This is a genomic window from Streptococcus sp. Z556 (assembly GCF_053010225.1).
Genome location: NZ_JBRKNU010000006.1, coordinates 68848 through 82592 on the forward strand (window position 1 = coordinate 68848; position 13745 = coordinate 82592).

At 41.9% G+C, this 13745-nt stretch carries 16 protein-coding genes; 12 read left to right on the forward strand and 4 right to left on the reverse strand.

What is annotated here, in order from left to right; genetic code table 11:
- A complete protein-coding gene (gene rpmF / locus ACVC7S_RS07815) occupies positions 1-183 on the reverse strand; it encodes a 50S ribosomal protein L32 (protein ID WP_000290417.1) in 183 nt (60 codons plus the stop codon).
- Between the two features lie 231 nt (positions 184-414).
- Between rpmF and ilvD the strand changes: the two genes are divergently transcribed.
- Complete coding sequence (gene ilvD, locus ACVC7S_RS07820) at positions 415-2118, forward strand: dihydroxy-acid dehydratase (protein ID WP_000137380.1); 1704 nt, start codon at positions 415-417, stop codon at positions 2116-2118.
- 166 nt (positions 2119-2284) lie between these two features.
- On the opposite strand, the gene ACVC7S_RS07825 is transcribed toward ilvD, so the two are convergent.
- The gene (locus ACVC7S_RS07825) at positions 2285-2626 is read right to left on the reverse strand and encodes a metal-sulfur cluster assembly factor (protein ID WP_001204052.1); all 342 of its coding nucleotides are present in this window, start codon (positions 2624-2626) and stop codon (positions 2285-2287) included.
- A gap of 123 nt (positions 2627-2749) precedes the next feature.
- On the opposite strand from ACVC7S_RS07825, the gene ACVC7S_RS07830 reads away from it, so the two are divergent.
- The 11 genes from ACVC7S_RS07830 (at position 2750) to ACVC7S_RS07880 (ending at position 11787) form a co-directional block, all read left to right on the forward strand.
- Complete coding sequence (locus tag ACVC7S_RS07830; RefSeq protein WP_447266749.1) at positions 2750-3601, forward strand: Rgg family transcriptional regulator; 852 nt, start codon at positions 2750-2752, stop codon at positions 3599-3601.
- A 188-nt stretch (positions 3602-3789) separates the two neighbouring features.
- Entirely contained in the window at positions 3790-5037 is a 1248-nt protein-coding gene (locus tag ACVC7S_RS07835) for a transporter (RefSeq protein WP_447266750.1), read from the forward strand.
- A 76-nt stretch (positions 5038-5113) separates the two neighbouring features.
- Positions 5114-6394 carry a histidine--tRNA ligase gene (gene hisS, locus ACVC7S_RS07840; protein ID WP_447266751.1) on the forward strand — a complete coding sequence of 427 codons (1281 nt, stop codon included), beginning with the start codon at positions 5114-5116 and terminating at the stop codon, positions 6392-6394.
- 146 nt (positions 6395-6540) lie between these two features.
- On the forward strand, positions 6541-6744 hold the full coding sequence (locus tag ACVC7S_RS07845) for a helix-turn-helix transcriptional regulator (protein WP_000916945.1): 204 nt from the start codon (positions 6541-6543) through the stop codon (positions 6742-6744).
- Complete coding sequence (locus ACVC7S_RS07850; RefSeq protein WP_061587480.1) at positions 6744-6941, forward strand: hypothetical protein; 198 nt, start codon at positions 6744-6746, stop codon at positions 6939-6941. Before ACVC7S_RS07845 ends, ACVC7S_RS07850 begins: the two co-directional genes overlap by 1 nt.
- A 2-nt stretch (positions 6942-6943) precedes the next feature.
- Entirely contained in the window at positions 6944-7294 is a 351-nt protein-coding gene (locus ACVC7S_RS07855) for a PspC domain-containing protein (protein ID WP_447266752.1), read from the forward strand.
- An 18-nt stretch (positions 7295-7312) separates the two neighbouring features.
- Complete coding sequence (locus tag ACVC7S_RS07860; RefSeq protein WP_447266753.1) at positions 7313-8047, forward strand: DUF3169 family protein; 735 nt, start codon at positions 7313-7315, stop codon at positions 8045-8047.
- Positions 8048-8056: 9 nt separating this feature from the next.
- Positions 8057-8698, forward strand: a complete 642-nt coding sequence (locus tag ACVC7S_RS07865; protein ID WP_447266754.1) for a CPBP family intramembrane glutamic endopeptidase — start codon at positions 8057-8059, stop codon at positions 8696-8698.
- A 17-nt stretch (positions 8699-8715) separates the two neighbouring features.
- Positions 8716-8946 (forward strand): hypothetical protein, encoded by a 231-nt coding sequence (locus ACVC7S_RS07870; RefSeq protein WP_096405856.1) that lies wholly within the window; start codon positions 8716-8718, stop codon positions 8944-8946.
- A gap of 158 nt (positions 8947-9104) precedes the next feature.
- Positions 9105-10868, forward strand: coding sequence for an aspartate--tRNA ligase (aspS, locus tag ACVC7S_RS07875; RefSeq protein WP_447266755.1), 1764 nt, complete (start codon positions 9105-9107; stop codon positions 10866-10868).
- The gene (locus ACVC7S_RS07880; RefSeq protein WP_447266756.1) at positions 10846-11787 is read left to right on the forward strand and encodes a YitT family protein; all 942 of its coding nucleotides are present in this window, start codon (positions 10846-10848) and stop codon (positions 11785-11787) included. Before aspS ends, ACVC7S_RS07880 begins: the two co-directional genes overlap by 23 nt.
- A gap of 30 nt (positions 11788-11817) precedes the next feature.
- Here ACVC7S_RS07880 and ACVC7S_RS07885 read toward each other — a convergent pair whose 3' ends face one another.
- Both ACVC7S_RS07885 and ACVC7S_RS07890 read right to left on the reverse strand, forming a co-directional pair.
- Positions 11818-12804, reverse strand: coding sequence for a LacI family DNA-binding transcriptional regulator (locus ACVC7S_RS07885; protein ID WP_447266757.1), 987 nt, complete (start codon positions 12802-12804; stop codon positions 11818-11820).
- 9 nt (positions 12805-12813) lie between these two features.
- A complete protein-coding gene (locus ACVC7S_RS07890) occupies positions 12814-13614 on the reverse strand; it encodes a DUF1189 domain-containing protein (protein ID WP_447266758.1) in 801 nt (266 codons plus the stop codon).
- Positions 13615-13745 lie beyond the last annotated feature (131 nt).

Sequence of the window (13745 nt, forward strand, 5' to 3'; positions counted from 1 at the left end):
TTATTCAGCTGATGCGGCTTTAGCGATCTTACGTCCTTTGTAGTATCCTTTAAGTGATACGCGGTGAGAACGTGAGTAATCTCCAGTAGTTTCGTCAAAGTTTACAGATGGAGCTGTTACTTTGTAGTGTGTGCGACGTTTGTTTTTCTTCGCTTTTGAGGTGCGACGTGCAGGTACTGCCATTTTCTTTTCTCCTTTAGGTATTTAAATTCGATTCAATCTACTGATTTTCATCAACCATATTAGAATAACACATTTTTTTTGTAAAGTAAAGTTACTTGACAAAAAAAGATGAAAAAATTAGAAGTCATTCAATCAAATTAATCGAAATTTTCTGAAAATTCAAGAATTTTATTCTGTTCTTCATGCGGAAATTATGCTATAATGGTAAAAACTGAAATGGGAGGGAACATAATGACAGAATTAGATACACGTCACCGCAGTAGCGTTTATGACAGCATGGTTAAATCACCAAACCGTGCCATGCTTCGTGCCACTGGAATGACAGATAAGGACTTTGAAACACCGATTGTGGGAGTGATTTCGACTTGGGCGGAAAATACACCATGTAACATTCACTTGCATGATTTCGGGAAATTGGCCAAAGAAGGTGTCAAATCGGCAGGTGCTTGGCCTGTTCAGTTTGGAACTATCACGGTAGCGGACGGGATTGCCATGGGAACGCCTGGGATGCGTTTCTCTCTAACATCTCGCGATATCATTGCGGACTCAATCGAAGCGGCAATGGGTGGTCACAATGTGGATGCCTTTGTGGCTATCGGTGGCTGTGACAAGAACATGCCTGGTTCTATGATTGCCATTGCCAATATGGATATCCCGGCTATTTTCGCTTATGGGGGAACCATTGCGCCTGGAAATCTTGATGGCAAAGACATCGACTTGGTTTCGGTATTTGAAGGAATCGGTAAGTGGAACCACGGTGACATGACAGCTGAGGACGTGAAGCGTCTCGAATGTAATGCCTGCCCTGGACCTGGTGGCTGTGGTGGTATGTATACGGCTAATACCATGGCGACTGCTATCGAAGTTCTAGGGATGAGTTTGCCAGGATCTTCATCTCACCCAGCTGAATCAGCTGACAAGAAAGAAGATATCGAAGCAGCAGGACGAGCTGTTGTTAAGATGTTGGAGCTCGGTCTCAAACCTTCAGATATCTTGACTCGTGAAGCCTTTGAAGATGCCATCACTGTAACTATGGCTCTCGGTGGGTCAACCAATGCCACTCTTCACTTGCTCGCTATTGCCCATGCGGCTAATGTTGACTTGTCACTTGAGGACTTCAATACGATCCAAGAACGTGTGCCTCACTTGGCTGACTTGAAACCATCTGGTCAGTATGTCTTCCAAGACCTCTACGAAGTCGGTGGTGTGCCAGCGGTTATGAAATACCTTTTGGCAAATGGTTTCCTTCATGGCGACCGTATCACATGTACTGGTAAGACAGTCGCTGAAAACTTAGCTGACTTTGCAGACCTTACACCAGGTCAAAAAGTCATTATGCCACTTGAAAATCCAAAACGTGCAGACGGTCCGCTTATCATCTTGAACGGGAATCTTGCCCCTGATGGTGCGGTTGCCAAGGTATCAGGTGTTAAAGTGCGTCGCCACGTTGGACCAGCTAAGGTCTTTGACTCAGAAGAAGATGCTATCCAGGCTGTCTTGACAGACGAAATCGTTGATGGCGATGTTGTCGTTGTTCGTTTCGTTGGACCTAAGGGTGGTCCTGGTATGCCTGAGATGCTATCACTTTCATCAATGATCGTTGGTAAAGGTCAAGGAGACAAGGTTGCCCTCTTGACAGACGGCCGTTTCTCTGGTGGTACTTATGGTCTGGTTGTTGGACATATCGCTCCTGAAGCTCAGGATGGTGGACCGATTGCTTACCTTCGTACAGGTGATATCGTTACGGTCGACCAAGATACCAAAGAAATTTCCATGGCCGTATCCGAAGAAGAACTTGAAAAACGCAAGGCAGAAACAACCTTGCCACCACTATACAGCCGTGGTGTCCTCGGTAAATATGCCCACATCGTATCATCCGCTTCTCGCGGAGCAGTGACAGACTTCTGGAATATGGATAAGTCAGGTAAAAAATAAACTCATACTCTTCAAAAATCAAATTCAAACCACGTCAACGTCGCCTTGCCGTACTCAAGTACAGCCTGCGGCTAGTTTCCTAGTTTGCTCTTTGATTTTCATTGAGTATCAAAAAGCAAGCCATCTTCGGCTTGCTTCTTTTTATCTTCAAAAGTGATTTGCCTACTTAACGAGGTGGCAGTCCAAGGGCAATACGGCCGTAGCGACTGATTCGTGTGATCTTCCAGGCAGGCGACCAGGTAACTTCAACCTTGACATCTTCGATACCCTCGATTTGTTTTAGACCTGCGACGATTTCGATAGGCAAACTTTCTGCACAATCGCAGGCAGTGTCGGTGAAGGTCATGACAATCTTGCAGAGACCTGTTTCGTCCAGATTGATTTCATAAATCAACCCTAGATTGTAAACATCCAATTCCACATCTGTGTCAAAAACCTTCTCTAGTTTTTCGATAATTTGGTCTTGTAAGGCCAAAGCGCGGTCATTGATTTTGATATCGTCTCTCATAACAGTCCCTCCACGTGATAAATATCCTCTATTTTCTCATAATTCTGACAATTTGGCAAGTTTTTGATGAATTTTCTGAAAAATATGATAAAATGAAGAAAATACTCAATTAAGGGGAAGTCTATGGAGCAGATTGGAAAAGTCTTTAGACAATTACGAGAGTCAAGAAATATCTCGCTGAGACAAGCAACTGGTGGACAATTTTCGCCGTCCATGTTGTCCCGATTTGAAACAGGTCAGAGTGAACTTTCGGTGGGAAAGTTTCTGTTTGCCCTAGAAAATATATCTGCGAGTGTAGAGGAAATCCTCTTTCTGGCGAGAGGTTTTCAGTATGATACAGATTCTGAGTTGAGAAAAGAAATCACAGATATCTTGGACCCAAAGAACATAGCACCTCTCGAGGACTTGTATCGCAAGGAGTATCAAAAGTATGCTAATTCTCAAAACAAACAAAAACATATTCTAAATGCCATTATGATCAAGTCTTATATGAAGAGCATGGATGAAACGGTAGAGTTGACAACAGAGGAAGGGGAAGTCCTTCATGATTACCTGTTTTCTACCGAGATTTGGGGGAACTATGAACTTAATTTGTTCTCAGTTAGTTCCCCACTCTTATCTGTTCCTCTTTTTACTAGATATGTACGAGAAATGGTCCGAAAATCTGATTTTCTAATGGAGACGAAGGGCAACCGAAACCTTTTTCATACTATGCTATTGAATGGTTTTTTAGCTAGCATTGAGTGTGAAGAATTTACCAATGCCTATTATTTTAAACGTGTTATCGAAGAGCATTTCTACAAGGAAAACGAGACCTATTTCCGAATTGTCTATTTGTGGGCGGAAGGTCTCCTTGATAGCAAGCAAGGCAGAGTTAAGGAAGGACAAAAAAAGATGGAAGATGCTGTCCGTATTTTTGAGATGCTTGGCTGTAACAAATCTGCCGAATACTATAGAAAAACGACTGATGCTTGAATATCTGCAAGGTAAGAAAATAATTTAAAATTTGAAGCGATAGAACTCCTGATCTCTCTCAGGCCATTAAAGAAGTTCTATCTTTTTTTATTTGTTGCATATATTCAAAAGTTCTCCCTCTTAAATTTCTAAGTGCTATACTATAGTCATACTTCATATAGGGATTAGAACAGGAAGGGAGATTATCTATGAAATTATTGTTTAGAAATCAAGCTTATCGACTCTTGACTTTGTCACGATTCTTCAATGCTTTTGGTGCTTCGATTTTTAACCTGGTATTTATCGTCTATGCATCGACCTTACCACAAGCATCTTTTGCGGTTGCTATGGCGAATATTGTCATGATTCTTCCGACTCTCTTTACAGTTTTTGTAGGGATTCGGGCAGATTATACGAGGGACAAGGTCAAATGGATGGTCTATAGCGGTTTGTTTCAGGCGGTTTTATTTTTTCTAGCAGCTTTAGTTGTCCAGCAAGCTAGTTTCTTTGCCTTTTCTAGCCTGTGTTTGATTAATGTCATTAGTGATATCATCAGTGATTTTGCTGGTGGTTTGCGCATGCCTCTCATTAAGGAAAAAGTGGCTGAAAATGATTTGATGGAGGCTTATTCTTTTTCCCAGTTCATCACCTATATTTCAGCTATTGGTGGTCAAGCTTTCGGAGTCTGGCTTTTAGGGCTATCGGTTAACAATTTTTCCCTCGTTGCGGGAATCAATGCCTGTTTTTTCCTAGTATCAGCCTCTATTCTCTTTTTAGGAAAAAGCAAATTAAGCCTGTCGATTTCATCTCCTGGTGGTGAATCACTAAAAAATGAGAAGCTTCCTATCAAAGACCAGTTCCTAACGATTTATCGAAATTTACGTCTCGTTTTTCTTAAAAGCGGACAGAAAAACTTTGGTTTTATGCTCTTTGCTGTCTTGCTTATCAATGCCTTGGGTGGCGCTTTGGGTGGAATTTATAATATCTTCTTTTTGAGCCATTCTCTCTTGAATTTTTCTTACACAGAGACACTATTTATCAATCAAGTCTGTGTTTTGTTAGCAGTCATCATCAGTAGCCTTACGGGCAATGATTATTTTGGTAAGCAGTCCCTGGCTAGATTGATGATGTGGGCGACCGTAGGACTTAGTTTAGTTGGTCTGGCGAATGTATTCAATCAAGTCGTACTTGGTTTACTATTTCTCTTTTCAACTCTGTATGTGTCTGGTAAAGTTCAACCAAAGATTAGTGCCATGCTCATGAAAAATCTAGCTCCAGAGGTTCTAGCTCGTACCAGTAATTTTTTAGGTTTATTGTTTACCTTATCCATACCTGTGGGAACAGCTTGTTTTTCACTTCTAGCTGTATGGAATATACAGTTGACTTGGATCTTATTTGTTGGTCTTTCTTTGCTGGCTATCCTTTTGACAAGTCTTAATATCAAAAATGATATTTGAATCCTAATTTTTTCTCACTGTTTTAATCCCTCTATTTATGGTAAAATAAGACTATTAAGTTTAAAGAGGATTCCCTATGAAATTACAAAAACCAAAAGGAACGCAGGATATTTTACCTGCCGAGTCTGCCAAGTGGCAGTACGTTGAGGGCTTTGCCCGTGAAATTTTCAAGCGCTATAACTATGCAGAAGTGCGTACACCTATTTTTGAGCATTACGAGGTTATCAGTCGCTCTGTCGGAGATACAACGGATATCGTAACCAAGGAAATGTACGATTTCTATGATAAGGGTGACCGTCATATCACCCTCCGTCCAGAAGGAACTGCGCCAGTTGTCCGTTCCTATGTGGAAAATAAACTTTTCGCGCCAGAAGTGCAAAAGCCAAGTAAGTTCTACTACATGGGCCCAATGTTTCGTTATGAGCGTCCACAGGCAGGGCGTTTGCGCCAGTTCCACCAGATTGGTGTTGAATGTTTTGGCTCTAGCAATCCAGCTACCGATGTGGAAACCATCGCTATGGCAGCCCATTTCTTGAAAGAAATTGGCATCCAAGGTGTCAAGTTGCACCTCAACACTCTTGGAAATCCTGAGAGCCGTGCGGCCTACCGCCAAGCCTTGATTGACTATTTGACACCGCTTAAGGAGACCTTGTCTAAGGATAGCCAACGTCGTTTGGAGGAAAATCCTCTTCGTGTCTTGGACTCTAAGGAAAAAGAAGACAAGGTGGCAGTGGAGAATGCGCCGTCTATCTTGGACTTCCTTGATGAAGAAAGCCAAGCTCATTTTGATGCTGTGCGTCAGATGTTGGAGAATCTTGGAGTAAACTATATCATCGATACCAATATGGTGCGTGGTCTGGACTACTACAACCACACCATTTTCGAGTTTATCACTGAGATTGAGGGCAATGACTTGACCGTCTGTGCGGGTGGTCGCTACGATGGTCTGGTTGCTTACTTTGGTGGCCCTGAAACTGCTGGATTTGGTTTTGGACTTGGTGTAGAGCGCCTGCTTCTCATTCTTGAGAAGCAAGGTGTTGCTCTTCCTATCGAAAACGCCCTAGATGTCTATATCGCAGTCTTGGGTGAAGGAGCAAATGTCAAGGCCTTGGAATTGGTACAAGCCCTTCGCCAACAAGGATTCAAAGCAGAACGTGACTACCTCAACCGAAAGCTCAAAGCTCAGTTCAAGTCCGCCGATGTCTTTGCGGCTAAGACTCTCATCACGCTAGGGGAGAGCGAAGTCGAAAGCGGACAAGTGACGGTTAAGAACAACCAAACTCGAGAAGAAGTTCAAGTGTTACTTGATGCTATCAGCCAAAACTTCTCAGAAATCTTTGAAAAATTAGGCTTTTAATAGTAGAAAAACTGGTCAGGATCTTATTCCTGACCTTTTTCTTTTGCATAATGACAAAAATCTTAAACTTTTTGACAAATATGATTGTCAAAAATAAAAAGATGTGTTACAATGAAATCAAGATAAGAACAAAGGAGAAAAAAGACATGCTAAAAAATCGTCTAAAAGAGCTTCGGGCTCGCGATGGCCTCAATCAGACCGAACTTGCCAAACTAGCTGGCGTGTCCAGGCAAACTATCAGCTTGCTTGAGCGGGATGAGTACACGCCATCCATCGTCATTGCCCTGAAGATTGCTCAGATATTCAATGAACCCGTCGAGTCGGTCTTTCGCTTAGAGGAGGATGAGTGATGAACAAGTATAAAGTGATTTATTATGTAGTTGCCATAGTTCTATTAGTCAGTGTGTTTTTACTGATTGGGATGGACTTAGGCTGGTTTAATCCCTATCAAAGTGACCAATTTATTTGGGTTTACTTTGCTCTCATCCCAGTAGTTGACTGGATTGAAAAGAAATCAAAAAATTTAGCAAGTGAAAAAGGAGAATGAATATGAAAGAGTTTTTAGCGGGTTTTCAAGTCGATACTGAACACAAAGAACTTGCCGGTGTTTGTGCAGGTTTAGCAAATTATTTTAACATTCAAGCCAATATCGTTCGTTTGGTGACAGTCTTGTTATTTCTCTCTTCGACAGAGATTGGGATTATAACAGTAACTCTCTATGCCTATCTAGCAGGTTGGCTTGGGAATGAACCCTTGGGAGATGGAGCAAAAAAAGCTAGAAATCAAGCTATTATCTTACTTGCTGTTTGTTTGATTTTGGTATCACTTGGAACAGAAGGCTTAACAGCTATTTATGAATCAGGGAAAGCATTTGGTCAGTGGTTAGTTGGATTGGTTTAGTTTAGAAAGAGGTTGAATATGAAAAAGAAACGTGAATTGTTATTTTTAATGGCTTTGATCTTGGGAGGCTTCTTGGGCATGCTTGCAGGGATGTTTAAGGCCTATACCGAAAACTATGGAAGCATTTTAGATGTCAAAACCGTGATTCCATGGATATCATCTATTTGTTTACTGTTAGGTTTCATTAGTATGTTTTTGACTTTCGATTTCTTAAAGAAAAGCAGAAAATTTCACTCCTTGTATCAAGAGGAAATGGATGATGATCTGAATGAAACCTATTATGTACAAATGTATCGTAATCTCGAGTTTGGAACTATTGCTTTTAATAGTGCAAGCGTAGCGATTTTTTTGGCTCTATTCATTTCAGGAAGTGAAGTAATTGTACTAAATGTAAGCCACCTAACCTTATCTCTTTCTTTTTTGGCATTAGTGATGATTTTCAGTGCTCAAAAATCTCTCTATAAGACCATTGCGATTGTTCGTCAGTTTGATTTGGAATTTTTCTCTACACCAAAGGATGTTTTGGACTACGTAAACTCCTATGATGAAGGGGAACGTCAGGCTAATTTGGAACAAAGTTTTCGAATTTTATTCCAATTAAATCAGTATGTCTTACCAGGTCTCTATTTTTTGATTGATATCTTTTCTTTATTGACAGGAGAGATTCAGCTGCTAGCCTTCTTGCTTGTAGGAGCTATCCATGTTTATATCAATGTGATGCAGTTACCTATGGTAAAACGCTATTTCAAATAGGAGATCTTTATGAAAATACTTAAAAATCTTGGCTGGTTTCTTCTAGCTGTTCTATCCTTTTTCTTTGGTTATGGTCTGGTTCAGAGTATGGCGTTGTCAGCTCTTGGACTAGGGGCTTCAATCTATGGAGTCTTGCCACTTTATATCGCCCTGTCAGGGGCCTATGTTTATGGAGTTTACAAGTGGTATCAGACAGAAAAGGTTAGCATCCAGACGACTGCTTTTAATCGTTATATCTGGTTGCCTATCCTGGTTTTGCTAGTGGCGATTACAGCCCAGTTCTTTTTGCCAGATGATCCGTCGGTCAATCAACAAATCGTATCACAACTGACAGTTGCTCAGCCTGTCTTTGGTTTCTTTATGGTGGTAGTCTTTGCTCCTCTGACGGAAGAACTCATCTTTAGAGGAATCTTGGCGCGCTATCTCTTTCCTAAGCAGGACAATAGCAAACAGACAGCTCTGTTTCTCCTTGTATCGAGTGTGCTCTTTGCCTTGATTCATTTTCCAGGGACTTTGCAACAGTTTTTAGTCTATGCTAGTCTGGGATTGAGTTTGGGTCTGGCTTATGTGAGTCGAAAAGGCCTTCTTTACAGCATTTCTTTACACGCTTTGAATAATTTAATCGGCTTTTTGATGATACTCATGCTATAATAGAGTCAGGAGGTCACATGAAACGAGTAATTTTATTAGCAGTGATACAGGCAGTCGTTCTCTTCTTTATTATCGGGGGGCTTGCCTATGCCTTTAAAGGCGATTTCTTCTACAACAATCTAGCAGTGATTTTTGCACCTATTGCAGGAATCATGCGCTTTGCGACGGCCTATGCAACAGCGATTGTTCTGCCTAAAAAAGCGGCTGAAATCGCAGAAAAACGCAAAGAAGGTCAAGAATCAAAATAAGAAAATCCGATGGCGTCTTCATCGGATTTTTCGATGTTGTCACGATTTTTTAGCTCTTCGTTTTGATTTTTACAGACAATCAAACTTTTCTGCTGATTTTCATGAAGAGCCTGCCCTTTTATGGTAAAATAGTAACAGAATAAAAGAGGAGAGAAACAATGAAACGTAGTATGTATGCTGGTCGTGTTCGTGAGGAACACATCGGACAAGAAATCACCTTGAAAGGATGGGTTGCCCGTCGTCGTGACTTGGGCGGTTTGATCTTTATCGATCTTCGTGACCGTGAAGGAATTATGCAGCTGGTTATCAATCCAGAAAAAGTTTCAGCTGAAGTCATGGCAACAGCTGAAAGCCTTCGTAGTGAGTTTGTCATCGAGGTGACGGGTCAGGTTGCTGCGCGTGAACAGGCCAATGATAAATTGGCGACGGGAGCAGTTGAATTGAACGTGACAGCCCTTACTGTACTCAATACAGCTAAAACAACACCTTTTGAGATTAAGGATGGCATTGAGGCTAACGATGATACGCGTCTACGTTACCGTTACCTTGACCTTCGTCGTCCAGAGATGTTGGAAAATCTTAAACTTCGTGCTAAGGTGACCCATTCTATCCGCAACTACTTGGATGAGTTAGAGTTCATCGATGTGGAAACACCCTTCCTTTCTAAGTCAACACCAGAAGGAGCGCGTGACTATTTGGTGCCATCTCGTGTCAATAAAGGACATTTCTACGCCCTTCCTCAAAGTCCGCAGATTACAAAACAGCTCTTGATGAATGCTGGTTTTGACCGTTACTATCAAATCGTTAAATGTTTCCGTGACGAGGACTTGCGTGGAGACCGTCAGCCTGAGTTTACCCAGGTCGACTTGGAAACTTCATTCCTTACGGAGCAAGAAATCCAAGATATTACAGAAGGCTTGATTGCGCGCGTGATGAAGGAAACAAAAGGGATCGAAGTAACCCTTCCCTTCCCACGTATGAAGTATGACGATGCCATGGCCCTTTATGGTTCTGACAAGCCTGATACGCGTTTTGACATGTTGCTTCAGGATTTGACAGCAGTGGTTAAGGATGTTGACTTCAAGGTCTTTTCAGAAGCTCCTGCAGTTAAAGCCATTGTAGTCAAAGGAGCTGCGGACAACTATTCACGTAAAGACATCGACAAGATGACCGAAGTAGCCAAGCAGTACGGTGCCAAAGGTCTTGCTTGGGTCAAGGTTGTGGATGGAGAATTGAACGGACCAGTTGCCAAGTTCTTGACTGGGATCCAAGCAGACTTGACTGCAGCGCTTGGTTTAGAAGACAAGGATTTGGTTCTCTTTGTGGCTGATACACTTGAAGTGACGAATGCAACCCTTGGTGCCCTTCGTGGTCGTATTGCTAAAGAGCTCGGCTTGATTGACAGCGACAAATTCAACTTCCTTTGGGTTGTTGACTGGCCGATGTTTGAATGGTCTGAAGAAGAAGGTCGTTACATGAGCGCCCACCATCCGTTTACCCTTCCACAGGAAGAGACAGCTCACGAATTAGAAGGTGATTTGGCCAATGTCCGTGCTATTGCCTATGACATCGTCTTGAACGGTTATGAGCTGGGTGGTGGTAGCCTTCGTATCAACCAAAAAGACCTTCAAGAACGCATGTTCCAGGCTCTTGGTTTCTCAGCTGAGGAAGCCAATGACCAGTTCGGTTTCCTTCTGGAAGCCATGGACTATGGTTTCCCACCACACGGTGGATTGGCTATCGGACTTGACCGCTTTGTCATGCTCTTAGCAGGCGAAGAAAACATCCGTGAAGTCATTGCCTTTCCTAAGAACAACAAGGCGACAGATCCAATGACACAAGCGCCATCAACAGTCGCTCTCAAACAACTAGAGGAACTTAGCTTACAAGTAGAAGAAGATGAAACAAGCAAAACAAATTAAGCGGTGGCGCTATTATCTGCGCCGCTTTGCTTATCAGATAAAGATGTTACGAGTCTTGCAGGGCATCTCTAAGGAAAAATATGATGAGAAGATTTCTGCTTCTCTGGTATACGGTTTTCTATCAGCAGTTGCTGTCAATTTCTTTTTCCAACCAGGGCATGTTTATTCGAGTGGTGCGACAGGTTTGGCGCAAATTATCTCCAGTTTGAGTACTCATTGGTTTGGTCTCCAACTACCCGTATCCGCAACCTTTTATGCCATTAATATCCCACTGATGATTTTGGCTTGGTATCAGATTGGACATAAATTTACAGTTTTTACCTTTATCACGGTATCCATGAGTTCTCTTTTTATCCAGTTTGTGCCCGTTGTGACGCTGACAGAGGATCCCATTATCAATGCTCTCTTTGGGGGTGTTGTCATGGGCTTGGGAATCGGATTTGCTTTGCGCAATAGTATTTCCAGTGGAGGTACAGATATTGTCAGTCTGACCATTCGCAAGAAAACAGGGAGGAATGTCGGCAGTATTTCCTTCTTGGTCAATGGGACCATCATGTTGATTGCAGGCTTGACCTTTGGTTGGAAATACGCCCTCTACTCCATGATTACCATTTTTGTCTCCAGTCGTGTGACAGATGCGGTCTTCACCAAGCAAAAACGGATGCAGGCCATGATTGTGACCAGCAATCCTGACAAGGTAATCGAAAAAATCCATAAAAAATTGCACCGAGGCGCTACCATGATCCACGATGCAGAAGGAACCTATAATCATGAGAGAAAAGCAGTCTTGATTACCGTTATCACACGAGCAGAGTTTAATGATTTTAAACACATCATGAAACAAGTTGATCCTACAGCCTTCGTCTCTGTATCCGAAAATGTCCACATCCTAGGACGATTTGTAGAAACAGACAATTAGACATGAAAAAACCAGCTCTGGAGCTGGTTTTTATTTTTCGATAATTGTGTGGGCAATCAACTGCCGGTAACAAATCTGTCTATTATTTTTCGCGTCATTGATAATCTGCAAAATCGTTTCAAATGATGTTCGTCCAAGTTCAAGACTATTGATGTCAACATAGGCTACTAGATCGAGTCGAGGATTGACAGAGTCAAAACTCAAGACGGGAACATTTAATTGGTGTTTACTGATGTAGTCGCAAACCCCTTCAGCTAGAAGGCTGTCGGTTGTGATGATGGCATCAATCTGCGGATCGTGTTTGAAGAGGCGCTTACTAAATTGATACCCCTTTTCTTCTAGAAATTCATTTGCAAAGTAGGTCAGGTTCGTATCAATCGAAAGTTGGTGTTGTTTGAGTGCCAATTCGTAACCTTTTAGACGATCTTGTGTAACGAAAAGTTTCTTTGTTCCTCCGATAAAGGCGATTCGTCTGCACCCCTTTTTGATGAAATACTCTGCTGCATCAAAACCAGCTTGGACATTATCATTGTCGACAAGGGGGATAAAGGGTGAGAGGGATTTTCCGAGGATGAGGAAAGGAAACTGTTCTTCCGCTACGAGCTTAACCAGTGGATCTTCCTCTTGAGCATAGAGGAAGATTAGGCCGTCAACACGTTTCCCATAGACCATTTGTGAGATGGCATTGAGACGTTCCTTCTCATCTTTACCAGTTGCGATCTGGATAGCATAGTGGTTTTCAGACGCGACTTGGGCAATTCCTCGTAGGACAGATGGGAAGAAAGGATTTTGGTAGAAGGCATCCGAGTCGTCAGGCAATACCAAACCGATAACTTGAGTATAGCTGCTAACGAGGCTACGAGCATTAAGATTGGGATGGTAGTTGAGTTCCTTCATAGCCTTGCGAACTCGTTTTTTGGTTTCATCACTAATTGTTGATTTGTTTTGAATAACGCGGGTTACAGTTGAAGGTGAGACACCTGCAGCCTTGGCCACATCTTTAATCGTAACGGGCATAAAAATCTCCTATTTATGATAATCTGGATCGCGGTAATGTGTTTTATAAAAGATGATGACCAGATAAAGAACAAAAAGAATGTTTTGTACAGTGATAAGGGTTGTCATATTTTGGCCAAAAAGTCCCAAAATAAGTGTAATCAAAGTTGGTAATCCTAAACAGTTCAAGATAAAATGGTAGCACTCTTTAAAGCTCCTAAATGAAAAGAGGCGTGATTTTTTGGTGATATAAAGGAGAAGACTAGCTCCAAGAGAGACAATGAAGAAATTCAATCCGAAGAGGAAGCTAGCACCAAGGACGAGAAAGAGACTGATATAGACACGATTCTGTTGGTACCAGTCTTTAGAAATAGCCTGGGTTAAAGCTTCCTTACTCTGGAAACTCTCCGTTTGAATGGCGTGGTAGCGAATGCGAGTCAATTCCTTGCTTTCCTTGCTGATGATGAGTTCTTCAGTATCAAAATGAAGTTGCAAGTCCTTTGGCAATTCCTTACTTGGACTTGGACCAATTAGAAGAGAAGCTTGCTGATTTTTAGTTCCAGCATAGCTCAGTTTACCATCTATTATCTGCGCATTCTCCGACAAATCCATGATTGCTTCATCTGTCAGGGGTGTGTAGACATTATCGATAAAGGTATCCAGTGGATACGTTTCCTGCGAGCTGTTTTGAATGGCAATCGGAACCATGGACAAGCTGATGAGGAAAATACTGGTAAAAATCAATTGAAACCAGTTGAGACCGAAACGTTTTGACAGGGGCTTACGAAATCCCCAGATACTAGTAAAATACGAGAATGGATATGGAAGCATAGGCATCTTTCTAAAAGTGTTTTCTATATGAGTATTATTATATAGAGAAATGTACTTTATTTCAAGTCTAGTAGATAAATTGCTTATTGAAAAGCTGGTTTTGCTACTATTTGCGGTCTTGTGTCTAATCT